The sequence below is a fragment of the Tautonia plasticadhaerens genome (assembly GCF_007752535.1).
In the GTDB taxonomy this organism is placed as follows: Bacteria; Planctomycetota; Planctomycetia; order Isosphaerales; family Isosphaeraceae; genus Tautonia; species Tautonia plasticadhaerens.
The window spans coordinates 6,908,782-6,929,961 of the sequence record NZ_CP036426.1 but is presented as its reverse complement, the minus strand read 5'-3'; the positions used below and the strand labels follow the sequence as shown (position 1 = coordinate 6,929,961).

Sequence of the window (21,180 nt, the reverse complement as noted above, 5' to 3'; positions counted from 1 at the left end):
GCCGAGAGAGAGCCCATGATATCAGGAAGCACAGCGGCGGGACGGGTCCACTGCAGCGCGAGGTTAGACGGCCTCTGACAAGGGGGCGGTTTGGGGCGGTACAGCGGAGCCAACTGCAGTACGGCATTCAGCGTCGATGACGCGGTGTTGCTGCGCGGTGACTAATCTCTCCAGTTCCGCGACCCGTTCGTCGAGCTCGCCCAGCCTGTTGCCAATGAACCAGCCGACGATGCCGAGCGTGGTGAGGAGGTAGCGGGCCAACCTGGCGACGTCTCCATTCACACCGGCGAATGACAGATATAAGCCGGCGGCCATGAGCAGCAGAGAGAATCCCGTGATGAATGTGAGGCGGAACCGCATCGTTCTTACCCTGTGGTTGAGGCCGCCGATCGCCCAAGCTCAGCGGACCGGCCCGCCGAAGGAAACCGTCGCATGATCAGTGAGCGCCGCGGCGGGTCGGGTCTGCTGCAGCGCGAGGTTAGGCGGCTCCGGCAAGCGGCGGTCACGGCTTGAGGACCCTCTTCTCCTTGCCCTTCTCGGCGAGCGTCGCCGAGGTGCCGGACTCGTTCGCTGCCAGCCAAACGGCCGGCTCGGCCTCCTTGTCGAACAGGAGGAGGCCGGAACCATCGGCGGTCGCCCCGAGCTTGACACGCACCGTGCCGTCACCGCTCCGGAGCCGGATATTGCCGCCGCCGTCCTCCCCGAGATGGAGTTGGGCGACGACCTTGCCCGTCTTGTCGACGAGTTCGAAGGCCTCGGCACGGAGGACGGCGGGTGCCTTCGCGACGCCTTGGGCGCGAGCCATCGGGAGCAAGGGGGCCGTTCGGAAGAGATGGACCACCAGCAAAGCGGCCACGATCACGAGGAGCACCTGTGTCGTCTTCTCTCGCATCGTTTGTTCCTCGCCAATGGGGATGTCGGAGGTGGGGGTTCGCAGACGCCGCCTAACGCCCAAGCCCAGCGGACCACCCCGCCCGAGCGACCTTCGATGTTACCAGAAGCCTCCGCGGCGGGGTGGGTCCGCTGCAGCGCGAGGTTAGGCGGGGCTCGGCCCCCCGAGCCACGCGTCGCGGTCTTGCTCGATGCACCTGGCCGCTTCCGCGTTCAGCCGCGTCAGGTAGACGGCGAATGCCCCCAAGATCCCGGCCACGGCGAGGCCGACGACGGACGAGACGCCGGTGGGGGCGAGCGCGACGAGCCCGCCACCCCCGAGCAGCGGGAGGATATACCACAGCCACGCCCGCCGCAGGAACCACGCCTGGGCGGTCATGCGATGCCGCCATCGCTGCGGGTGCCGGGAGGGCGGATAGGCCGCCAGCTCCGAGCCGGGGATGTGCAACCGACCCCAGGTCACCGCCAGGGCGACGACCACCCCGAGGATGACGAGGACCTTGCCCAGGACAGCCACGGCCGAGCCGGGTTGCCAATAGAGCCAGGCGGCGAACAGCGGGAGGACCGCGAGGCCGGCCACGGTCTCTCGGATGTTCCGTTGGTGAACGGCCCGGACAAACTCGATGATCATGGTATCCACGGTCAACCCTCCGCGACGAGGAACGGACGGAGCCGCCTAACGCCCAAGCTCAGCGGACCGACCCGCCGAGGGAAGGTTTGAAGTTACCAGAAAGCTGCGCGGCGGGCCGGGTCCGCTGCAGCGCAAGGTTAGATACTATGCCCGGAGCGAGCCGGGCGAGTTGCTGTGAGCCGCCGACATGGCAAGCTCCAGGAGGGGGGTTAGCAGGTCCCTCGGATACGGAGTCTTTACCATGCCAGCGACCCACGACCGCGATCATAGCACGGCCTCCACCCCGACGCTCTACCTGGCCTTCGAGCTGGGCTGGACCACCTGGAAGCTCGCCTTCGCCGACGCACCGGCCCGCGCCCCGCGTCAGGTCACCATCCCGGCCCGCGACACCGACGCCCTCCGGCGTGAGATCGCCCGGGCCCGCCGACGCCTCGGCCTGCCCGACGACGCGCCGGTCCGCTCGGTCTTCGAGGCCGGCCGCGATGGCTTCTGGCTGCATCGCTACCTGATCCACCACGGCCACGAGAACCTCGTCGTCGACCCGGCCAGCATCGAGGTCAACCGCCGCGCCCGCCGCGCCAAGAGCGACGGCCTGGACGTCGTCAAGCTGCTGGCCATGCTCCAGCGGCACCACGGCGGCGAGCGCGGGCTGTGGGCCGTGGTGAACGTCCCCGCGCCCGAGGACGAGGACCGCCGCGCCCCGCAGCGCGAGCTGATGGCCCTGAAGGCCGAGCGGACCGAGCACTCCAACCGGATCAAGGGGCTGCTGGCCCACCTCGGCCTGGCGTTCGTCGTCGACGGCCGCCTGCCCGAGCGGCTGGCCGCCCTGCGGCAGTGGGACGGCCGCCCGGTGCCCGAGCACACGGCGGCGCGGCTGCTCCGCGAGTTCGAGCGATGGAAGCTCGTCGACGCCCAGGTCCGCGACCGCGAGAACGCCCAGCGGCGGGCCGTCCGCGACGACGCGGCGCCGCACGTCGAGCAGGTCCGCCGGCTGATGGACCTCAAGGGGGTCGGTCCGGTGGGGGCCTGGCTGCTGGTGCAGGAGATCTTCGGGTGGCGTCGGATCAAGAACCGCCGCGAGTTGGCCAGCCTGGTGGGCCTGGTGCCGACGCCGTACCAGAGCGGCTCGTCGCACCGCGAGCAGGGCATCAGCAAGGCGGGCAACCGGCGGGTGCGGTGGATGCTGGTGGAACTGGCCTGGATGTGGCTCCAGTACCAGCCGCGGAGCGCGCTGAGCCGGTGGTATCACGAGCGGTTCGGCTCGGGCAACGCGCGGGCGCGGAAGGTGGGGATCGTGGCCCTGGCGCGCAAGCTGTTGGTGGCGTTCTGGAAGTACCTGGAGTTCGGCGAGGCGCCGGAGGGGGCGGAGATGGTGCCCTGGAGGAAGAAGCTCAACGGCCGGCTGCCGGCGGGTACGGGCTGAGGGCGAGGGCGAGGGCGAGGGCGAGAATTATGCTGACCCTCTCACACGATCAAATCTGAGGGCCTGAGCGCGAGCCAGTGAGCGGCCGTCGGCGGGCGGGGCGACCGGGACAGACGCCGGGCCCCCGGTGAGGGGGCCGTGGGTTAGAGGGGATCGCCCCGCTCACCGGCTGGGAGTCGTCGGCGACGAACGTAGTAATGGGTGCCCCGGAGGCCGAGGCCGCCGGGCACGGAGAGAAGGTCGTGCCGGCAATCTGCCGCACGTCGCGACGCCAGCCACCCGCCGAGAGGTCGCTTGAGGTCCGGGATTGGGACCAGGAGATCGGGACGGGGAGGGCGGTCGAGGTCGAAGGATCGGGAGGAGGCCGGTCGCCGGGACGAAGGGCGGGGCCGGCAGCGATCACGGTCCGTCACGGGCTGAGGTGCGTGGAGAGATCGGTCTTGAGGCTTGACGTCGGCACCTTCATAGAAGGCGGGGTTCGTCCAGCCCAGGCCGCCACACCGCCGACAATGGTACCGGAAGCCGTCTTCACTGCGGGGCATGACCTCCTGGGGCATCTCGCGGGTGCCGTGGCAGAGCGGGCAGACCTCGCCGCCTTCGGGCATCGACGGCAACGCCTCGACCAACTCGGGCAGACCGACCTCGCCGGCCCAGCGGACGATGCAGGACGCCACGTCCTTCGGGTCATCGGCGGGTGGCCGGGGCGAGGCGCAGCGTGCCCCGGATCCGGGGGCCCGCGACACCGGGGCACGCTGCGCGTTGCCCCGGCCACCCGACCGATCCCACGTCGGCCCGAGGGGGATTCTCGCCCCTCCCGGCGGAAAAAGTGACTGCCGGGGCCCGATTCCCTGATCTTAAGGGTGTACGGCCGACGCCGATCGCGCGGGACGACGCCGTCCCGCACCGGCGCGGCCGGGCCGGTCCCCGGCCCGGGCACCTCTTGAGATCACTTGCGATGAAGTCCCCCTCCGAGAAGCAGGTCGCGGCCAACCGCCGCAACGCCCTCCGCTCCACCGGGCCCAGGACCGCCGAGGGCAAGCTCCGCAGCCGCCGCAACGGCCTGGCCCACGGGCTGGCCGCCCAGGTCGTCGTCCCCGAGGAGGACCGCGCCGCCTTCGACGCCCAGATGGCCCGCTGGGACCGCGAGATGGGCCCGGCCAACGTCGTCGAACGCCACCTCGCCCGCCGCGCCGCCGCCTGCTCGGTGAAGCTGGAGCGCATCGAACGCGCCCGCGAGCTGACCCGCCGCGAGGCTGCATTGAAGGCCCTGGCCGGCTGGGAGAAGCGGCGGCAGGCCCGGGCCCGCAGCAAGGCCCAGGACCTCGTCAAGGACCCCAGCAACACGGTGCTCGACCTCGAAGGCACCGCCTTCGGCTGCGACTGGCTGATCCGCCGGTGGCAGGCCCTGGACGCCCCGCTGCAGCTGGGCCAGGGCTGGGACCAGCGGACGGTGCTGAAGGCCCAGGCATTGCTCGGCTTCCCGGACTACTTGCCCGGTCCCGACGCGAATCGAGAGGTCCGCCGGCTCTGGATCCTGGCCGCCGCCGCGTCGCCGACGCAGGTGACGGCGCTGCCCCGGCTGGAGGCCGAGGGATCGCTGCCCACCGACCCGTCCCACGCCCGGGCCTCCCTGAGCCGGTTCGTGGCCGAGCAGGTGGGGCGGCTCGAAGGGCTGCGGGCCGAGTCGTGGGAGGAGGTGGAAGGGCCCGAGGGCCGGGCCATCGCGCTGCAGGCCGCGGCGGCGGACCCGTCGGGCGAGGGCCAGTTGATGCACCGCTACGAGGTGGCGGCCGACCGCGCGGCGAACGCCGCCGTCCGGCTGTTCCTGAACCTGCGGGACCGCCGCCGCCGGGAGCTGCTGGAGCTGTCGAAGGAGGCCCGCCACAGCTCGATCCCCCGGGCCCCGGTGGGGGGCGGCTGGTGGTGCGAGGTCGACGCCGACCCGGCACCGCCGGGCTTCGAGCGGATCGGCGACGGCCCGGCGGCCGCCGAGCCGGCCTCGCCGCTTCCTTCTCCGGAGCCGGTCGCCCCGGGACCCGACGACGCCCCCCTCGCCCCGGTCGGCGGGGCCGTCGGGCCCGTCGGGCCCGAGGCCTATCCCCCCGGCCGGGGGCCCGATGCCGATCCCGGTGCGCCGGTGCGGAGCGAACCCATTTCGCCCCCCCGTCCGGCCGCCTTCACGCGAAGTAACCCGTATTTCCCGAACACATTGCGAGACCAACAGCCCGGCAGCCCTCCCGCCCCCTCCGGGCGCACCGGGCCGACCGCCCCGCCCCCGGGCCGGGCGAACCGCGATGCCGGGACCCGATGACGGCCCCGAGCCGACGCGACGGCCGGGTCAGCCGGGGCCGATCCGGAAGGGGCGGGCGACGTGGGCGGCCTCGACACGGGGCTCGACCCGGTCGAAGACGTCCACCTCGAACGGCCGGCCGATGCCGTTGCCGGCGAGGTCCTCCAGGTCCGTCCCCGCGTCGAGCCGATACCGGCCGGGCGTCCAGGGGGCGTCGGGGACGAACGACCAGGCGGTCTCCCCCTCGATCACCTCGGCGGCGCCGACCACGGGGGCCCCGTCGCCGTCGGTCACCGAGAGCAGGCGGCCCACCAGGGCGTGGTCGAGCGGCTCGGGGAAGCGGACGACCAGCGGATCCCGGGTGCCGGGACCCGGCGGGTCGAGCGCCCAGGAGCCCGGGTCGGGCGGCGATTCGTCGGGCGGGCCGGTGCGGAAGCCCTTGCGGAACGGGGAAGCGAGCGGTCGACCGGCGGCATCGGGCCACCCGGCGTCGACCTCCAGGGTGTAGCGTTGGCCCGGTTCCAGCACCGGTCCCAGCTCGGCCCGGGGGACCAGGCCCCGCTTGATCCGGCCGGGGTCGATGAGGACGGTCAGCCGGGTGCCCAACGGATCCCAGAGTTCCTCGTCCAGCTCCAGGAAGGCCGCCTCGATCGCCCGACCGTCCGGACCGACCAGCCGGATCCTCCGGTACGCCTCACCCCGGCTCATGGGGGCGGAGAAGTGGAGGTAGAAGCGGAGCAGGTTTTCGGGCAGCACGTCGGCGGAGGGGTAGGCAGCGACGACCCGAGCCGGCTCGGCGGGGGCCGGGTCGGGGATGGTCAGCTCGGCCTCGACCGGGAAGGCGTCCGGGTCGGCGCCGGGGACCAGGGCGGGGCGGAAGGCGGCCCGGTAGGTGGTCCCGGGCCGGGGCCGATACCGCGGCTCGAACCGGAGTCCCCCCCCCACGGCCCGGACCCGGCCGAGCATCGGCAGGTCGGCCCCGAGGACCGAGACGGTGAACAGTTCCGGCGGCACCGGATCGGCCGACTCCAGGGCCCGGGTCGTAGCCAGGGCGAGCCCCGAGACCTCGAACCCCTCCCCGACGAGCCGGATCGTCGGCCCCTCGAGAGGAGGCCCGGATGACCCGGCACCCTGGAGGATCGACGGGGGGAGGGCGGCGATCAGGAGGGCGAATGGCAGGCTCATGTCGGCCCTCGTGCTCGGCGGGTCGGTCGGACGGTCGGACCGGATGGGGGAAGGCGGATGGCGGACGGCGGGCGAGTGCGGTCGGGGGGCGGACGGCGGACGCCCGAGGCGGCGAGGGCCGCCGTCGGGATCCCGCCGTCCGCATCGCGGGCAAGCTCAGGGCAGTTCGATGGTGCGGAGGTCCTGGGCGCCGCTGTCATCCTGGACCAGGACGAGGGCGTGGGTGTCGTCGAGGCGGTCGAGCTGGACGACGCCGGCGAGGTCGCCGAGGGTCTCGTACTCCAGCCCGGCGGTGTCCTCGACGGGGGAGGTGATCCCCTCGATCGAGGAGGCGGGGCCGGCGTCGACCTTCATGACCCCCCGGGCGGAGTTGGCGACGAGCAGCACGTCGCGGCCGCCCTTCCGGTAGGAGACGAGGTCGAGCGGGTTGTTGCGGTTACCCAGCTCGGCGACGGTGGTCCCCTTGACGTGGGCGCCGGCCTTCAGGTCGGCCACGGGGATCTTCACCAGCGGGGTGCAGGTGTAGGCGGCCATCAGGTACGGCTCGCCCTGGATCTGGGTGGCGACGAAGGTCCGGATCGGGGAGCGGGTCTCGAATCGGCCGTGGGCGCCGTGGTAGATCTCCAGGCTGGCCGAGTTCGAGTCGGCCTCGAAGGGGACGGGGATGGCCAGCAGGCGGGAGGAGAACTCCTCGTTGGAGAGCCCGGCGACGAACAGGCGGCCGTCGGCGAAGACCAGGTCGGTGATCGCCTGGGCCCGGAGGCTGCGGCCGCGCTCCTCGGCGTTGGGGTCCGGGGCATTGGGGAGCATGGCCTTGGCGAACGGCACGTCGGCCAGGTCCATGACCTCGACGGCGCCCGAGGCGTCGACCCGGACGATGGCCGGCTCGGCGTCGGGGCCCCTCCCCCTGGAGACCGACAGGTAGGCCCGGCCGGAGGCGGGGTTGACGGCCAGGTCGTTGACGAGGATCTCCCGGGGCTCGGTGCCGAGGGCGGCGGCGATCGCCTCGTTGACCTTGGCGGCCTCGATGGCGCCGCCGGCGGTGGAGGTGGCGTCCCCGGTGTCGATGGCGAAGACGGCGGCGCCGGCGGTGTCGCCGACGAACAGGATCCCCTCGGGGCCGAAGGTCATCGCCCCGGCCGACTTCAGGTCGGGGGTGCCCCGATCCATCCCGGAAGTCAGGTCCTCGGCCGCGGGGGCGGCCGTCGACAGCAGGGCGGACGCGGTCAGGGCCGCGATCGCGGAACGGATCGTCAGCGTCATGGTGGCTCCCCTGGTTGCTGGAACTCGGGTGGCGTTCATACCGGGCGAGGGCGAAGTGCGGACTCCCCCTGGGGAGAGTCGAGCGTCATCTTCGTCCCGGATGGGCCCGGAAATCAACCCGACGCCGGCCGATCCGGGAGATCCGATCGGCCCGGCGGGAGCAGGGGGGATTGGGTGCATGGAGCGTGCCGGTCGGGGCGGCGGATCCCCGTCCCCGGCCGTCCCCGGGGGGCAGGGACGGGACAACTCGGGTGTGACCGAGCGGGGAGAGGTGATAGGCTGGACGGCATGAGTCACCCGGAACATCAACGCTGGCGGCCCTGGACCCGGGGGGAGGAGCTGGCCAACGCCGTCAGCCACGGCCTGGGGCTGGCGGCGGCGGCGGCGGTCACCCCGATGTTGGTTCTCGGCGCCTGGCAGATGGGGGGGCCGCTGGCGGCGTCGGCGGCCGCCGTCTTCGGCGGGGCGATGGTGCTGGTCTACCTGGCCTCGACGCTGCACCACGGGGTGCCTCGGGGCCGGGCCAAGGACGTCCTGGAGGTGGTCGACAAGGCCGCCATCTACGTCCTGATCGCCGGGACGTACACCCCGTTCACGCTCGGGGTGCTGCGGGGGACGTGGGGCTGGATGCTGATGGCGGCCGTCTGGGCCCTGGCGGCCTACGGGGTATTCCGGACCGTCGCCGGCGGGACCGAGCGGCCGTACCAGGGGACGAGGCTCTACCTGGCGATGGGTTGGCTCGTGGTCCTGGTGATCGGCCCGGTGATGGAGCGGATGCATCCGACGGGGCTGTCGCTGATCGTCGCCGGCGGGGTGGCCTACACGGTGGGCGTGGCCTTCTATGTGGCCAACCGGATGAAGTACCACCACCTGATCTGGCACCTCTGCGTGATCGCGGGGTCGGCCTGCCACGTCATGGCGGCCCTCTGGTACGCGGCCGCCTGAGCCCGGCGGCCCGGCCGACGGCCGCCCGGCCCGGAGCCCCCTTGCGTCGCCCCGGTTGCGCGGCAGAATCGTGAGGCCCGACCCGATCCGCCCCAGCCCGGTCGTCGAGCCCCCGACCCATGAGTGACGAGCCCGAACCGCAGCAGTCCCCTCCAGGGGCCACCGACCCGCCGCCCCAGGTCACCGGGACCGACCCGGAGAGCCGGAGGTCGGCGATCGACCGGGCCCTGAACCTGATCGAGCGGCTGGGAAACGCCCTGCCGGATCCGGCGGTTCTGTTCCTGATCCTGATGGGGGTCGTCTGGGTGGCGTCGGCGGCGCTGGCCCGGGTCGAGTTCGACGAGATCCACCCGGTCACCGACGAGCCGATCCGGATCGAGAACCAGCTGTCGGGGCCGGTGCTGGCCGAGTTCCTGGCGACGATGGTCGAGACCTTCGTCGGCTTCCACCCGCTGGGGGTGGTGCTGGTGGCCCTGCTGGGGGTGGGGGTGGCCGAGCACACCGGGTTCATCAACGCGGGGCTGAAGGCCCTGCTGGGAGTCACCGCCCGGCACCTGCTGACGCCGATGCTCATCCTGGTGGCGATCGTCAGCCACACGGCCGCCGACGCCGGCTACGTGCTGGTGATCCCGCTCGGCGGGGTCATCTTCCACGCCGCGGGTCGGCACCCGCTGGCGGGGATCGCGGCGGCCTTCGCCGGCGTCTCGGGCGGCTTCAGCGCGAACTTCATCCCCTCGGGGATCGACCCGCTCTTGCAGGGGCTCACCCAGGCCGGGGCCCAGGTGATCGACCCGGGCCGGGTCGTCAACCCGCTCTGCAACTGGTACTTCACGTCCGTCTCGTCGGCCCTGATCATCGTGCTCGGCTGGCTGCTGACCGACCGCGTCATCGAGCCCCGGCTGGCGGGGACGAATGTCGATGGCGACCTCTCGGACCTCCGGCCGATGGAGCGACTGGGCACCCGGGAGTGGCTCGGCCTGGCCTCGGCGCTGGCCTCGATGATCGTCAGCCTCGCGCTGCTCGCCGCGGTAAGCCTGCCCGAGGGGTCGCCGATGCGGTCGCCCCAGGGCGGCCTGACCGACTCCGGCGCCCTGCTGATGCGGTCGATCGTGCCCTTGATCTTCCTGCTGTTCCTCATCCCCGGCGTGGTCTATGGCTACGTGGCCGGGACGGTGCAGGACCACCGGGACGTCATCAAGGGGATGAGCAAGTCCATGTCGGCGATGGGCTATTATATCGTCCTCGCCTTCTTCGCCTCGCTGTTCATCAAGGCCTTCAACGACTCGAACCTCGGCGCGCTGCTGGCCCTGAAGGGGGCCGACGGCCTGAGGGCGCTGAACCTGCCCCCCCAGGTGACGATCGTGGGGATCATCGCGTTGACCGGCGCGGTCAACCTGCTCGTCGGCTCGGCCTCGGCGAAGTGGGCGCTGCTCTCGCCGATCTTCGTGCCGATGCTGATGCAGTTGGGACTCTCCCCCGAGTTGACCCAGGCCGCCTACCGGGTGGGGGATTCGACGACCAACATCATCACCCCCCTGATGCCCTACTTCCCGCTGGTCGTCGTCTACTGCCAGCGTTACGTCAAGGGGACGGGGATCGGCACGCTCGTCTCGCTGATGCTGCCCTACTCGGTCTCCTTCCTCGTCTGCTGGACGGTCCTGCTGGTCGCCTACTGGATGATCGGCCTGCCGCTGGGGCTCGACGCCCCCTACACCTACCCCTGACTCCTGACCCGGGATCGGTCGGCCGGATCGATCGAGGGGCGCACACCTGTTCGGGACTCGAAGGGAGCGGATCCGATGGCGAGGTTGCTCGGCGAGGGTGGACGCGGGGACGGCGAAGGGGACGCACCGGGCCGCACCCGGACGACCGGGGTCGACCGGCGACGGTTCCTCGGGGCGGGGATGACGGCCCTGGCCGGGTTCTCGATGGCGGGCGCCGGCGATCGCCCCGCCCTCGCCTCGATGCCGCCGCAAACGCCGGAGGAGCCCGAGGTGACCGAACCCTACATCGACGCCCACTCCCACGTCTGGACCCCCGACCTCGACCGCTATCCCCTGGCCGACGGCTTCGCCCGATCCGACATGCAGCCCCCCTCGTTCACCGCCGAGGAGCTGCTGGCGACCTGCCGGCCGCTCGGTGTCGGCCGGGTGAACCTGATCCAGATGAGCTACTACGGATTCGACAACTCGTACATGTTGGACATGATCGCCGCGTACCCCGGCCGCTTCGTCGGTACGGCGATCATCGACCCCGCCGGCCCCGATCCCGCCTCGGCCATGGCGGAACTCCGGCCCCGGGGCGTCGTCGCCTTCCGCATTCAGCCCCAGGTCCTCGGCCTGCCGGTCGACCGCTGGCTCGACCACCCCGGCTACGAGGCGATGTTCACCCAGGCCGCCGAGGGCCGCCAGGCGATCAGCTGCCTCATCGGCCCCGACGCGCTGCCCGAGGTCGCCCGAATGTGCGGTCGACACCCCGACGCGCCCGTCATCATCGACCACCTCGCCCGCATCGGCGTCGACGGCACGATCCGTGATGCCGACATAGAGACTCTCTGCGGACTCGCTCGGCATCCGAACCTCTACGTCAAGATCGGCGCCTTCTACGCCCTCAGCCCGGCGGGCCCGCCATACCTCGATCTCGCCCCGATGATCCGGCGCGTGCTCGACGCCTTCGGCCCCGACCGCTGCATGTGGGAGAGCGACTGCCCGTTCCAGGTCGTCGACCACACCTACGAGGACAGCCTCTCCCTCATCCGAGACCGCCTCGACTTCCTCACCGACTCCGATCGCGACCAACTCCTCGCCGGCACCGCCGAGGCCCTCCTCTTCCGCCCCCGCCCCCTCAACTGAACCCCCCCGATCTCCCAGGATGAGCGCCCACGGTCGACTCGTGCCGAGGATCCGTCGATGGTCGATGGCGTTCACTCCCTCCCGACCCGGTCCGCCCCCTCCTGCGCCGACGCCCATCCAGCCCCGACCGATCTCCCCGCGGCCTCTCCCCTCCTCCCCCTTCGCCGCCCCAAGACTCGAGGTCGGGGTTGAATCCCGACTCGTCGATCTGGTACGATCACCAACACCTGGCATTGAGACGATCCCTGACCCAGCCCACCCGCTGGGCGTGTCAGGATCTCCTTCGTCACCAAGGGTTTGGGGAATGGTGTAACGGTAGCACGCTTGACTCTGGATCAAGTAGTCTAGGTTCGAATCCTAGTTCCCCAGCTACCTAAATCCTGAAATGGCAAGAAGATAAGGATAGTTGCTCCGGGGTACAAAGGTTGGGTACAAACCGGGGTACAATCCTGTCCGGTCACTGCCATCTCGCTGGATACAAACGAGCCGATGTCCCCGCATGATCCAGGGGGCATCGGCTTGCTCCTTTTGGGGTATCCGTCCGAATGTTGGCACGTCGATCACGGGACGATCGACGCATTCGCTCGGCTGCTATATGCCATGCGAGCATGGTATGTTAAAAGCACCGCTCCAGCATGTTCTGATCAAGTGGACGGGCTCCAAGCGGCGGCAGGCCCGCCGGATCGTCGAGCACTTCCCCCGCCGGATCGCCACCTACCACGAGCCCTTTCTCCTGCTCGACAATGTTGTCAGCCGTCCTGATCACCCGTCGTCCAATTCACCACCCCCTCCCGTCAGTCCAACTTGCAGAGGTTGACGTACTGGCTGCCGAGACACCGCTTGCAGGTCACCAGGCTGAGCGGCCCTTCGGCGTGTTCGCCGCTGTGGCGGGACTTCGTGCCGCAGATCGCATCGTATCCGTGGTGTCGATTCCGCAGGTGGTAGGAACGCCCGTCGAGCAGGTAGAGGGCGTAGCGGGCCACCTGGGGCTGATTGCCCTCGACCGCCTGGGCCGGGGCCTCCCGGTCGAGCATGGCCCGGCACCGCTTGCAGGTCACCTCCGCCGGGTCGCCGACGTGCTGCTCCATGTGCAGGATGCCGGCCCCGCAGCGGGGCTCGCCCAGGCGGCGGTCGCCCACGTGGACGTGCTTGCCGGACCCCCGCCCACGGAGCAGGATCACCTTGCCGGGCGGGATGGAGGCCATGAACGGCCCCCTGGCCTGACGTGCGTAGAGCGACTGGCACTCCTCGCACGTCAGGTCGGAGAACGTCCCGTAGTCCCAATCCGTCGCCTTCCCCTCGCCGCAGGCCGCCTCCGTCTCCTTCCCCTCGACTCTGGCGAGGTGGATTTCGCCCTTGTGGTAGCCCAGGAGCACCGAGTCCATCGGCGGCGGTGACGGCTCGCCACTCTCCTCCGCCTCGGCATCGTCGTCACGGGCCGGCACGCCCTGCGGTGGCACCTCCCGCAGGTTCAACGCCTTGAACCGGATCTCCAGGCCGTCGTTCTTGCCGCCGACGATCATGCAGTCGATCTCGTCGTCGTTCCAGGTCGTTGCGGTGACCCTCGTCACCCGCACCCTGGTCCCCTCCGGCACCTGGATGGACCTGTGGCCCCTGATCTTGGGATCGTAGACCTGATACTTCGCCTCGCCGACCCGCATCTCCATCTCCTTGCCGACCCAGCGGCGGCGGCTGCTGTAGATCGACCGCTGGGCGGCCCCCCAGCGTGCCTCCAGCTTCGCCAGGTCGTTCCAGGTCAGGGCTTCGTCCCGCTTCACGGCGTCCGCCCACTCGCCCAGCCGGGACAGGTGGGGGGCCGCCGCAGGCGAGTGCGGGTCCGGGTCACGACGCCCCTGCCGATGGGCGAACTCCAGGGTGCCGTGCGGCTCGCCCCGGAGCAGCCGCTCGGCGACGATCTGGCCGCTGCGGAACGTCTCGAAGTCGAGATCGTCTTCCCCGGTGGTCTCCACCACCTTCGGCCCGAAGAGCCGCCAGCGGTCCGTGCCCGCCCGACGGATCGCCAGGCCCTCCACCTCCTCGCCCCCGACCGCCGGGACATGCCAGCCGGGGCCATGGCCCTTCTCGTCGCCTTTCTTCCACTCCACCTCCAGCACCTTCGGCTCGGGCTGGGCTGGCTGCGGCTGCGGCCCCTCCGGCTCGCTGCGGGACTTCTGGGCCGGCTCCTTCACCAACTCCTTCACCCTGGTGTCGGTCGGCTCGTCGTCCTCGTCGCCGGCCTCGACCGACAGCTTGTCCTCGACGATCTCGACATCCTCCTCGACCGGCGGCTCGTCCTCGGCCCGCATCCGCTCGGGCGGGTGATCGTCCGGGTAGCCCTTGCACCGCACCTCCAGGCCCGGCCTGCCGAGCACGTGGGCCTCGCAGATCGGGCAGGTGTACTTGAGGCGGCCCGTCTTCCGCCTCGGCTCGTCGTCTCCCTCTGGCTGCCCCCCGGCGACGGCCTCCCAGGGAAGCATCGCCTTCTTGGGCACCGCCTCGATCGCCATGTCGGCCTCGCACTCCAGCACGACCTCCACGTCGAGGTTCCAGCCGCCACGGGTCCGCCCGCCGTCCTTGCCCATGGGCAGCAGGCCCAGCTCCAGCCATATCTCGCACTGGCGGGCGTCGGCGTAGCCACGGGCGGCAGTGGAGGCGGCCTTCTCGTCCCCCGCCTCGATGGCCTCCTGCCACCGCAGCTGCCGGCCCATCAGGGCGACCACCTGCGCCATCGTGGCGTCGAGGCCCTCGGCGATCAGGTCCGGGCTGATGGCGATCTCGTGGACCTGCTCCCCCGCCTTGTTCCGCCACTTTCGGGGCGTGAAGTACCCCTTGCTGCGGCCCTTGCGGGCGATCGAGAGCATTGCCGGCCCCAGCCGGCCGTCGAAGAGCCGCTTGTTGAAGTAGTCGAACGCCTCGTTGTAGGCGGAGAACTGCTCGATGGTCGGGGCGGTCCTGGTGCTGCTCATGGCGTTCCCAGCCGTAATTTTGTTTGTGCAATCAAACGCATTGGGCCGATTATACGGCGCATGCCGCCCCCGTAAAGCCAAATTTGACTGGACAATCAAAAATTGCTGTGTGCCGACCAGGAGTGCGGCACAATCCTCCCTTGCTCCGCTGCCCGTCCCTGACCAACGCTCTGGCCCTGCTGCGGGCGAGTATTTCGCTGACCGCCAGGTCTACTCCAAGGGGCCTTGGACCCCGAGGGAATGATGGATGGACGTGTACAAGTTCAACGTGCAGGAGAAGGGCGTCTACAAGTGGCAGCAGACACTCCCGGAGGTCGAGAGGCTGCTCGGCGACTTCAGCCGGCCCGGCGACTTCGTGGTCGATCCTTGCTAATAACGAAGACCCAGCCCCTTGAGGCCCCGGCCATGCGGGGCCATGTCGCTCGCAGACCGGGAATTGGTTATCAACTTCTGGCGTAAGGGGATGATTGCCGAGGCGCAAGGCTGAGCGAAGCCGGTGGATGGGATGGTCCTGGACCGTAGATGCCCCGCCCCCGTGGGCCGCCGAGGATCGGGGAGGTGGGAGGCGTTCGGAGCGTCTTGGAGGCACACGTCAGTCGAGGCCCATCTCCTTCAACTTGCGGTACTCGGCGGGCGAGACCGTTAGGCCGACCACGTTCTTCCAGCCGGCCTCCTCGGCGGCATAGTCGAGGCCCATCGCCTTCATCGTCTGGGCCGTCAGCTTGTAGGTGGCCGACTTCACGCCCCGCTTGATCGTCCGTTCCCAGTCTCCGTGGATGATGTTGGCCTGGGCGAGCAACTTCTTGAACCGGTCATTTTGACTGCGGCTATTGTTCGTCCAGCCGAGGAAGGTCTCCAGGTCGATGTCGGCCCTGCCCTCGTTGTCGAAGAGCAGGTTGACGAGTCGCCGAGCGAATGTCACGAACGGGTAATCGCCGCCCCTCTTCCTCATCCCGAACCGCTTGACCACAGCATCCAGCGTGGACTCGATCTGGTCGGGGAGGCGGTCGGATCGGGGCTCCTTACAGGTCGCTTTGGAACGAGTCATGGGACGAAATGGGAGGGAGCGTGACGCCCCGGAGCAGATCAGGGGTGCGACGTAGATCAGCCTGCTGTACTTGCCCGAGTCCCGCCTTTGCCTGGTCTTCAGGAACCAGGCCAGGGCCTCCGGGTTGTCGATCCTGGCGACGGACTCGACGATTCGCTTGAGATTCCCCTCAACCAGATCAGCCTTGCCCTCCTCCAGCCTGCTGATGTATCCGTTGCCCTTGGTGGCGGCGAAGGTCTTGAGCAGGTCCAGGACCGCCTCGGCACGCTCGCCCCTAGGCGTGTCATACAACTCGACCCAGTAGAGCCACTTGGCGAGTTCATGGGCTGCCGTCTGGAGGCAATCCGGCCCCGGCAGGCCGTCACGGGCGACCTCCTCAACCTTGAGGGGCCAGTCGCCCATCCTGAAATCATGGAGCAGTAGGCTGGCCGCTGTTGCCCTGGGTCGGGGTTCCTTATTGGTCATCTTATAACTAGACAGATAGGAAGGTATGGTATTACCTCCCGCCGACGCCCCCGACAGGCCCGAGAGGGGAGAGTCATGTCCGTTGCCGCCGGTGGCGGCGACGGCATCCGCAGCAAGCGAAGCGAGCGAGGATGACTGGAGGCCCACGATCACCCTGTCCTCGTCGGGGAAGCCGTCATCGACCCATCGCCTGATCCTCGCCACCTCGCCACGGTGGATGTCCGGTATCTTCGCCCTGGCGAATGACTCGTAGGCTCGCCATTGATCCGACAGAAGCGTCAGGATGGATTCGACGACGGCGATGAGGTCGGGAGTGGTCGGGTTGTCGAAGTGGTCGAGTTGGTCCTGCCACGTCTCCAGGAGGCCGGCGGCGGTGATGGTGCGGTAGTGCTCGCCGAATGGCCGTCGCTTGCACCTGCCACGCATGGGATGCGCCTCGACGCCGTGGAGGCCGATCGCCTCCAGCCGCCTGGTGGTGCGGTCGTGGGAGGCTTCCACCGTCCTCAGCCCGTGCCTCTCGATCACGTCGAGGCCGAGGGAGTCCGAGGATACGCACCAGATGCGACCGGGGAAGTGGTCGTGGACCTTCTTGATCTGCCGGAAGTAGTCGAGGGTGATGTACTGGCAGACCCTCGGCCTGCCAGTGTTGTTGAACCCGCCTCTGTACAGGGCGATCTGGCGGTGGTTGTCGAGGTCGATTGTGGTGTATGACGTGGACTTGCCGGCGTGGAGGCCGAGCCAGAAATGGTCACCCTCCCGAAATGCCGGCTTGCCCCCGGTGTAGGTGGTGTAGTCGAGCCACTGGTGGTAGTCGAGGTGCTTTTCCACCGTGTCGGTGAGGACCGTCCACGACCCGTCCGGGCTGTCCACCAGCGGGATGGGCTGGCCGATCCTGCCGCCCTTCCTATAATTTTTCTGGTAGAAGGGACGATCGTATCCGCAGCGAGTGTGGTGGGGTGTTCGCTTGTAGTACGTGATGAAGAGATCACAATACCTTCGGAACTGCTCCTCGAAGACGACGCTGATCCGGTCGGCTGCGGACAAAGGCACGTCATCCTCGTCGTATTGCTCTCCACATTTTTTGGGTTCAGCTTCAAGATACTTTCCTGAGCATGATACTATATCTGTAGTCATGGCATTCCTTCGAACGGCCGGAGAGGCTAACCTCCGGCCGTTCTCCTTTTGGGGCTGCTGATTGTCTGCACGTCGGTCCAACCGTGGGGCAGTGCCGGACCCACGGCGTCTTCCAATTGATAATAACTGAATACTTTCACGGACGGCGTTTCGGTCAGGCTTTCACGGCCGACTCCAAGAGCCCGGCGACTATTAACGCCCTGGCCCTATCTGCGGCCCAGCAGTACACCTCTCCTGCGCCGTCTCGGACCTCGTGGGCGCTCTCCCCGGTGGACCTCACTTCGAAGGGCGGCTTCAGCACCAAGCCCTCATGACGATCCACTTGGTCAGAATCCTCGGTGGCAGGGTCGGGCGACGGCCACCGAGGTGTCACACGGAAGTGGACGGCGAGCCGCCTCACATCCTCCTCGGCGAAAACCCGCTTATTAGCGATTCGCAGGGCCGGCTCATCGATTTGGCCAGTGGCGATGGCGTAGGCAATCCGATGGGGTTTGAGCCTCAAAATCCGAGTAACGTCATTGAGCAGCAAGTGGTGGTTGTTCATGTTGTGGACCTCCGTGCCTATGTAGTGGACTCGCCACATTCTTTGCGACGAAAACTTGGCGTGGTGGAGAGGATACCCATCCGACCTGCATGACTCAACAGGTTGGAGTTGAAGCGCCCTCGCAAGTTGAATCCCGACAGTTGATCCGATCTGCATTCCGTGGTAGAACCATCCCACCGCCGACGTGGGCGGTCTTCAAGAAGCACCAGGGAAGGTGATCGTCATGACCAGCAACGTGTTCGGCCCCCAGGGGGTCCAGGATCGCAATTGCCACATCGCCGGGGACGTATGCCGACGCATCCTGGCCGCTCCCGAGTTGGCCAACCGGAAAATGAGGCGGGCTCGGGCGGCCAAGGAGCGACGTGCGAAACCGGCGAACCCCGTTAACTCCGGGCAGTCCCTCGGGCGGCCTGGCGTGCGGGGGAGGATCGCCGAGGCCGTCCACCGTGCCGTCTGCGAGTTCAGCGGGACGGACGGCTGCGGCCACTGCATGCTCTACGCCGTCGGCGGGGCAGGGATACTCGGTCGGGTCTTCGGCAGGACGTACCACCCGCAGGCGGGATCGATGGCCGTCCTGGTCGATCCGCCCGACCTCTGGATGACGATGGATGCCACGAACTTCTCCGGCGGCGAGTTCCACTGCTGGCTCGGCAGGCAGACGGGCGGTGGTCGGGTCGAGATGATCGACTTCGCATCTCGCCATTACCGGGCCTACTGGGATCGCCTGGTCGATGCGAGCGAGTTCGAGGCCATCGAGTCGGGGATGTACGTCCGGCGTGACGAGCCCCTGGAAGGGCACTCACGACCGAAGTGGAACCGTGAGGCCCCGCCCGATTACGTCTGGACCGAGGGCCTCCTGTCCGAGTGGTTGAGGCTCGTCCCCGATCGGCAAGCGACCGAGGCGGTGTGGTCGATGATTCTCGGCCATCTTGGCGTGTACGAGCCGCTCGTGGCGCTGGCAGTCGAGCACTACCAGCGACTTGGGGCATCGCCAATGCACGAGACGGCCGAGCGATCTCCGGCCGCAGCGGGTCAGTAGGTGGAGGTCATCCCGAGGCCCGGTCCCAGGCGGTTTGGTAGGATACCACGCCGGGGCCGGGTCACCCCGCCGGTCCCGAGCGTGCCAGGAGCCCTCGCCCGATGCCATTGTTCATCTGCACGACCTGCGGCACCCAGCACGCCGAATCCGAGGCCCCGCCCGACCGCTGCGTCATCTGCGAGGACGATCGGCAGTACATCGACTGGGGCGGCCAGCGGTGGACTACGCTCGACGACCTCCGCTCCGATTACGAGAACCAGATCCGCACCGAGGAGCCAGGGCTCGTCGGCATCGGAACGACGCCGAAGTTCGGCATCGGCCAGCGGGCCTTGCTCATCCAGTCGCCCGGCGGCAACGTGCTCTGGGACTGCATCTCGCTGATCGACGACGCCACCGTCGAGGCCGTCCGCAAGCTCGGCGGCCTGGCTGCCATCGCAGTCTCTCACCCTCACTACTATTCGGCGATGGTCGAGTGGAGCCGGGCCTTCGGCGGCGTGCCGATCTACCTGCACGCCGCCGACCGGGAGTGGGTGATGCGGCCCGACTCGGCGATCGAGTATTGGGACGGTGAGACGAAGGCCCTGCACGACGGACTGACCCTGATCCGTTGCGGCGGCCACTTCGAGGGCGGCACGGTTCTGCACTGGCCCGCCGGGGCCGACGGCAAGGGCGTCCTGCTGGCCGGGGATATCCTCCAGGTCTGCATGGACCGCCGCCACGTCGGCTTCATGTACAGCTACCCGAACTACATCCCGCTCCCCGCTGAAGATGTCCGCCGGGTTGAGATTGCCGTCGAGCCACTCGCCTTCGACCGGATCTACGGCTTCATGTTCGACCTGGCGATCCAGGAGGGAGCCAAGGAGGCGGTTCGGCGCTCGGCTGATCGCTACCTGCGGATGATCGGGGCGGAAAGGGACGGGGCATGAGGGCCGTTCCTCGGGAGAAGCGACGACTTCCGCTGCTCTGGCTTGCCATGATCGCCCTGGTGGCCGTCCTGGCGATCGGCTCCCGCAGATTCGCTTCCCACCTGCCGGGCTTCGTTGCGGCCTACGCCGGGGACACGCTCTGGGCGACCGCCGCCTTCCTCGGCATCGGCCTGGTCCTTAGTACTACTCCGTTAGCTTGGTCTTGGAGCGGGTGAGCCAGGGCCGGCAGTGCGCGCAGTCCGGCCGGCTGACCGGCGCCAGCAGCCGCTGCAACGCCCGGCGGATCGCCGGCACCGTGATCACCGGCGCTCGGCCTCCCCCTTTTTGCCCGGCCGGGATCGCCCCCGACGGGCTCGGCGTCGCTCCAGGGTGAGGAACCCGAAGGCCAACATCACCAGGCAGGCGTGATGGTGGAAGCCCCGCCACGAGCGGCCCTCGTGGTGGTCCAGCCCCAGTTCCTCCTTCATCTGCTGGTACCCGAGCTCCACCGGCCAGCGACTCCGCCACAGGCGCACCGCGCGGATCCGGCTGGTATCGGCCGGGAGGTTGCTGAAGGCGTACTTCAGCTTGCCGTCGGCCTGCTCCTCGATCAGCAGCCAGATCGGCTCCGCCCCGGCGCAATCGCCTGTCGCCCATCCCTGGCCCGGCCAAACGCGCAGCCAGGCGAATCGGCCCCACATCGGGCCCTTGGTCCCCTCCCGCCACGTCACCTTCCGGCGCGGCGTCCGCGCCGCCAGCTCCTTCAGGCCCACCGGCCGGGGCGAGCCCTCGGCCAGGCGACGCCGCTTCTGCGGCCGCCCGCCCGTCCCGGCCTTGGGCTCGTCCCACCTCGGCTCCTCGGTGAAGACCAGCATCTCGTCGGTCACGCCGACGACGTAGTGCAGGCCCCGCTCGGCCAGGCCGTCGCGGAACGGGCCCGAGACGCCGTAGCCGCTGTCGGCCACGACGAGCCCGCCCGGCAGCCCTTCGGCGCGGATGCGGTCGAGCAACTCCAGGGCGATCTGACCCTTGGTCAGCGACCGCCGCTCGGCCTCGGGCACCTTGGCCTTATCCAGTCGCTTCGGGTCGGCCAGCCAGCCCTCCGGGAGGTAGAGCCGCATGTTCAGCGGGTAGTGCCCCCTCGGGGCGACGTAGTGGACGCTGACGGCGCACTGGCAGTTGGCCTTCTTGCCCAGGGCGCCGCAGTACTGCCGCTGCACGCCGACGGAGTGCGTGCCCTGCTTGGGGAAGGTGGTGTCATCGATCACGAAGATGCCGGCCGGGTCGGCGAACTTCGCCGCCATCGTGGCCCGGTAGCGGCTCAGGACCGCTTGCTCGTCCCAGGTGCTCTGGCCGAGGAACTGCTGCAGGGCCTGGTCGGGGTCGGCGACGTCGAGCCCCTCCGACAGGGGGACGCGGGCGGCCATCGGCTCGACGCTCTTGCGGTCCCCGTCCTGGACCAGGCCGCGGAGGTAGACGCCGCACCAGGCGGCCTGGCGGGGCCGGTTGAAGTCGGCGCGGAAGGAGGCGGCATACGCGGCGAGGCGGTCGAGGACGTCGGGGTTTAAGTCGGGGGTGTAGGTCCGGTTCATACCCTCG

At 69.3% G+C, this 21,180-nt stretch carries 18 protein-coding genes and 1 tRNA gene; 10 read left to right on the top strand and 9 right to left on the bottom strand.

Features of this window, described 5'->3' with window-relative positions; translation table 11 throughout:
• Positions 1 to 63: 63 nt before the first annotated feature.
• From ElP_RS27630 to ElP_RS27620, 3 genes are all read right to left on the bottom strand, one after another.
• On the bottom strand, positions 64 to 360 hold the full coding sequence (locus ElP_RS27630) for a hypothetical protein (RefSeq protein ID WP_145275740.1): 297 nt from the start codon (positions 358 to 360) through the stop codon (positions 64 to 66).
• Between the two features lie 142 nt (positions 361 to 502).
• The gene (locus tag ElP_RS27625) at positions 503 to 892 is read right to left on the bottom strand and encodes a hypothetical protein (RefSeq protein ID WP_145275738.1); all 390 of its coding nucleotides are present in this window, start codon (positions 890 to 892) and stop codon (positions 503 to 505) included.
• A 144-nt stretch (positions 893 to 1,036) separates the two neighbouring features.
• Positions 1,037 to 1,531, bottom strand: coding sequence for a hypothetical protein (locus ElP_RS27620; protein ID WP_145275736.1), 495 nt, complete (start codon positions 1,529 to 1,531; stop codon positions 1,037 to 1,039).
• Positions 1,532 to 1,763: 232 nt separating this feature from the next.
• Here ElP_RS27620 and ElP_RS27615 point away from each other — a divergent pair, with 232 nt between their 5' ends.
• Together ElP_RS27615 and ElP_RS27610 are read left to right on the top strand one after the other, a co-directional pair.
• Positions 1,764 to 2,945 carry an IS110 family RNA-guided transposase gene (locus ElP_RS27615; protein ID WP_145272274.1) on the top strand — a complete coding sequence of 394 codons (1,182 nt, stop codon included), beginning with the start codon at positions 1,764 to 1,766 and terminating at the stop codon, positions 2,943 to 2,945.
• A 955-nt stretch (positions 2,946 to 3,900) separates the two neighbouring features.
• The gene (locus ElP_RS27610) at positions 3,901 to 5,256 is read left to right on the top strand and encodes a hypothetical protein (protein WP_145275734.1); all 1,356 of its coding nucleotides are present in this window, start codon (positions 3,901 to 3,903) and stop codon (positions 5,254 to 5,256) included.
• Positions 5,257 to 5,283: 27 nt separating this feature from the next.
• On the opposite strand, the gene ElP_RS27605 is transcribed toward ElP_RS27610, so the two are convergent.
• Complete coding sequence (locus ElP_RS27605; RefSeq protein ID WP_145275732.1) at positions 5,284 to 6,420, bottom strand: Ig-like domain-containing protein; 1,137 nt, start codon at positions 6,418 to 6,420, stop codon at positions 5,284 to 5,286.
• Between the two features lie 156 nt (positions 6,421 to 6,576).
• The gene (locus tag ElP_RS27600) at positions 6,577 to 7,683 is read right to left on the bottom strand and encodes an SMP-30/gluconolactonase/LRE family protein (RefSeq protein WP_145275730.1); all 1,107 of its coding nucleotides are present in this window, start codon (positions 7,681 to 7,683) and stop codon (positions 6,577 to 6,579) included.
• 288 nt (positions 7,684 to 7,971) lie between these two features.
• Here ElP_RS27600 and trhA point away from each other — a divergent pair, with 288 nt between their 5' ends.
• From trhA to ElP_RS27580, 4 genes are all read left to right on the top strand, one after another.
• Positions 7,972 to 8,628 carry a PAQR family membrane homeostasis protein TrhA gene (gene trhA / locus ElP_RS27595; RefSeq protein ID WP_145275728.1) on the top strand — a complete coding sequence of 219 codons (657 nt, stop codon included), beginning with the start codon at positions 7,972 to 7,974 and terminating at the stop codon, positions 8,626 to 8,628.
• 119 nt (positions 8,629 to 8,747) lie between these two features.
• A complete protein-coding gene (locus ElP_RS27590; RefSeq protein ID WP_145275726.1) occupies positions 8,748 to 10,352 on the top strand; it encodes an AbgT family transporter in 1,605 nt (534 codons plus the stop codon).
• A gap of 75 nt (positions 10,353 to 10,427) precedes the next feature.
• Entirely contained in the window at positions 10,428 to 11,480 is a 1,053-nt protein-coding gene (locus tag ElP_RS27585; protein WP_231749286.1) for an amidohydrolase family protein, read from the top strand.
• Between the two features lie 298 nt (positions 11,481 to 11,778).
• A tRNA-Gln gene (locus ElP_RS27580) sits at positions 11,779 to 11,849 on the top strand.
• Between the two features lie 425 nt (positions 11,850 to 12,274).
• Here the strand turns inward: ElP_RS27580 and ElP_RS27575 are convergent.
• Complete coding sequence (locus ElP_RS27575) at positions 12,275 to 14,446, bottom strand: hypothetical protein (protein ID WP_145275725.1); 2,172 nt, start codon at positions 14,444 to 14,446, stop codon at positions 12,275 to 12,277.
• Between the two features lie 247 nt (positions 14,447 to 14,693).
• On the opposite strand from ElP_RS27575, the gene ElP_RS40790 reads away from it, so the two are divergent.
• Positions 14,694 to 14,819: a hypothetical protein gene (locus tag ElP_RS40790; protein WP_261344386.1), complete on the top strand. Its 126-nt coding sequence runs from the start codon at positions 14,694 to 14,696 to the stop codon at positions 14,817 to 14,819.
• A 219-nt stretch (positions 14,820 to 15,038) separates the two neighbouring features.
• Here the strand turns inward: ElP_RS40790 and ElP_RS27570 are convergent, their stop codons facing one another.
• Together ElP_RS27570 and ElP_RS27565 are read right to left on the bottom strand one after the other, a co-directional pair.
• Positions 15,039 to 17,009 carry a hypothetical protein gene (locus ElP_RS27570; RefSeq protein ID WP_145275723.1) on the bottom strand — a complete coding sequence of 657 codons (1,971 nt, stop codon included), beginning with the start codon at positions 17,007 to 17,009 and terminating at the stop codon, positions 15,039 to 15,041.
• Positions 17,010 to 17,247: 238 nt separating this feature from the next.
• Positions 17,248 to 17,637 carry a hypothetical protein gene (locus ElP_RS27565; RefSeq protein ID WP_145275722.1) on the bottom strand — a complete coding sequence of 130 codons (390 nt, stop codon included), beginning with the start codon at positions 17,635 to 17,637 and terminating at the stop codon, positions 17,248 to 17,250.
• A gap of 223 nt (positions 17,638 to 17,860) precedes the next feature.
• Here ElP_RS27565 and ElP_RS27560 point away from each other — a divergent pair, with 223 nt between their 5' ends.
• The 3 genes from ElP_RS27560 (at position 17,861) to ElP_RS27550 (ending at position 19,817) form a co-directional block, all read left to right on the top strand.
• A complete protein-coding gene (locus ElP_RS27560; protein WP_145275720.1) occupies positions 17,861 to 18,676 on the top strand; it encodes a hypothetical protein in 816 nt (271 codons plus the stop codon).
• Between the two features lie 101 nt (positions 18,677 to 18,777).
• Positions 18,778 to 19,602, top strand: a complete 825-nt coding sequence (locus ElP_RS27555) for an MBL fold metallo-hydrolase (protein WP_145275718.1) — start codon at positions 18,778 to 18,780, stop codon at positions 19,600 to 19,602.
• Positions 19,599 to 19,817, top strand: a complete 219-nt coding sequence (locus ElP_RS27550; protein WP_145275716.1) for a hypothetical protein — start codon at positions 19,599 to 19,601, stop codon at positions 19,815 to 19,817. Before ElP_RS27555 ends, ElP_RS27550 begins: the two co-directional genes overlap by 4 nt.
• A gap of 84 nt (positions 19,818 to 19,901) precedes the next feature.
• Here the strand turns inward: ElP_RS27550 and ElP_RS27545 are convergent, their stop codons facing one another.
• The gene (locus tag ElP_RS27545; RefSeq protein ID WP_145267809.1) at positions 19,902 to 21,173 is read right to left on the bottom strand and encodes an IS701 family transposase; all 1,272 of its coding nucleotides are present in this window, start codon (positions 21,171 to 21,173) and stop codon (positions 19,902 to 19,904) included.
• Positions 21,174 to 21,180: the final 7 nt, after the last annotated feature.

Coding starts and splice junctions, on each gene's coding strand:
- ElP_RS27575 (WP_145275725.1), bottom strand. CDS start 14,446: ATGAGCAGCACCAGGACCGCCCCGACCATCGAGCAGTTCTCCGCCTAC.
- ElP_RS27565 (WP_145275722.1), bottom strand. CDS start 17,637: ATGAACAACCACCACTTGCTGCTCAATGACGTTACTCGGATTTTGAGG.
- ElP_RS27630 (WP_145275740.1), bottom strand. CDS start 360: ATGCGGTTCCGCCTCACATTCATCACGGGATTCTCTCTGCTGCTCATG.
- ElP_RS27615 (WP_145272274.1), top strand. CDS start 1,764: ATGCCAGCGACCCACGACCGCGATCATAGCACGGCCTCCACCCCGACG.
- ElP_RS27560 (WP_145275720.1), top strand. CDS start 17,861: ATGACCAGCAACGTGTTCGGCCCCCAGGGGGTCCAGGATCGCAATTGC.
- ElP_RS27555 (WP_145275718.1), top strand. CDS start 18,778: ATGCCATTGTTCATCTGCACGACCTGCGGCACCCAGCACGCCGAATCC.
- ElP_RS27625 (WP_145275738.1), bottom strand. CDS start 892: ATGCGAGAGAAGACGACACAGGTGCTCCTCGTGATCGTGGCCGCTTTG.
- ElP_RS27610 (WP_145275734.1), top strand. CDS start 3,901: ATGAAGTCCCCCTCCGAGAAGCAGGTCGCGGCCAACCGCCGCAACGCC.
- ElP_RS27550 (WP_145275716.1), top strand. CDS start 19,599: ATGAGGGCCGTTCCTCGGGAGAAGCGACGACTTCCGCTGCTCTGGCTT.
- ElP_RS27605 (WP_145275732.1), bottom strand. CDS start 6,420: ATGAGCCTGCCATTCGCCCTCCTGATCGCCGCCCTCCCCCCGTCGATC.
- ElP_RS27585 (WP_231749286.1), top strand. CDS start 10,428: ATGGCGAGGTTGCTCGGCGAGGGTGGACGCGGGGACGGCGAAGGGGAC.
- ElP_RS27545 (WP_145267809.1), bottom strand. CDS start 21,173: ATGAACCGGACCTACACCCCCGACTTAAACCCCGACGTCCTCGACCGC.
- ElP_RS27600 (WP_145275730.1), bottom strand. CDS start 7,683: ATGACGCTGACGATCCGTTCCGCGATCGCGGCCCTGACCGCGTCCGCC.
- ElP_RS27590 (WP_145275726.1), top strand. CDS start 8,748: ATGAGTGACGAGCCCGAACCGCAGCAGTCCCCTCCAGGGGCCACCGAC.
- ElP_RS40790 (WP_261344386.1), top strand. CDS start 14,694: ATGGACGTGTACAAGTTCAACGTGCAGGAGAAGGGCGTCTACAAGTGG.
- trhA (WP_145275728.1), top strand. CDS start 7,972: ATGAGTCACCCGGAACATCAACGCTGGCGGCCCTGGACCCGGGGGGAG.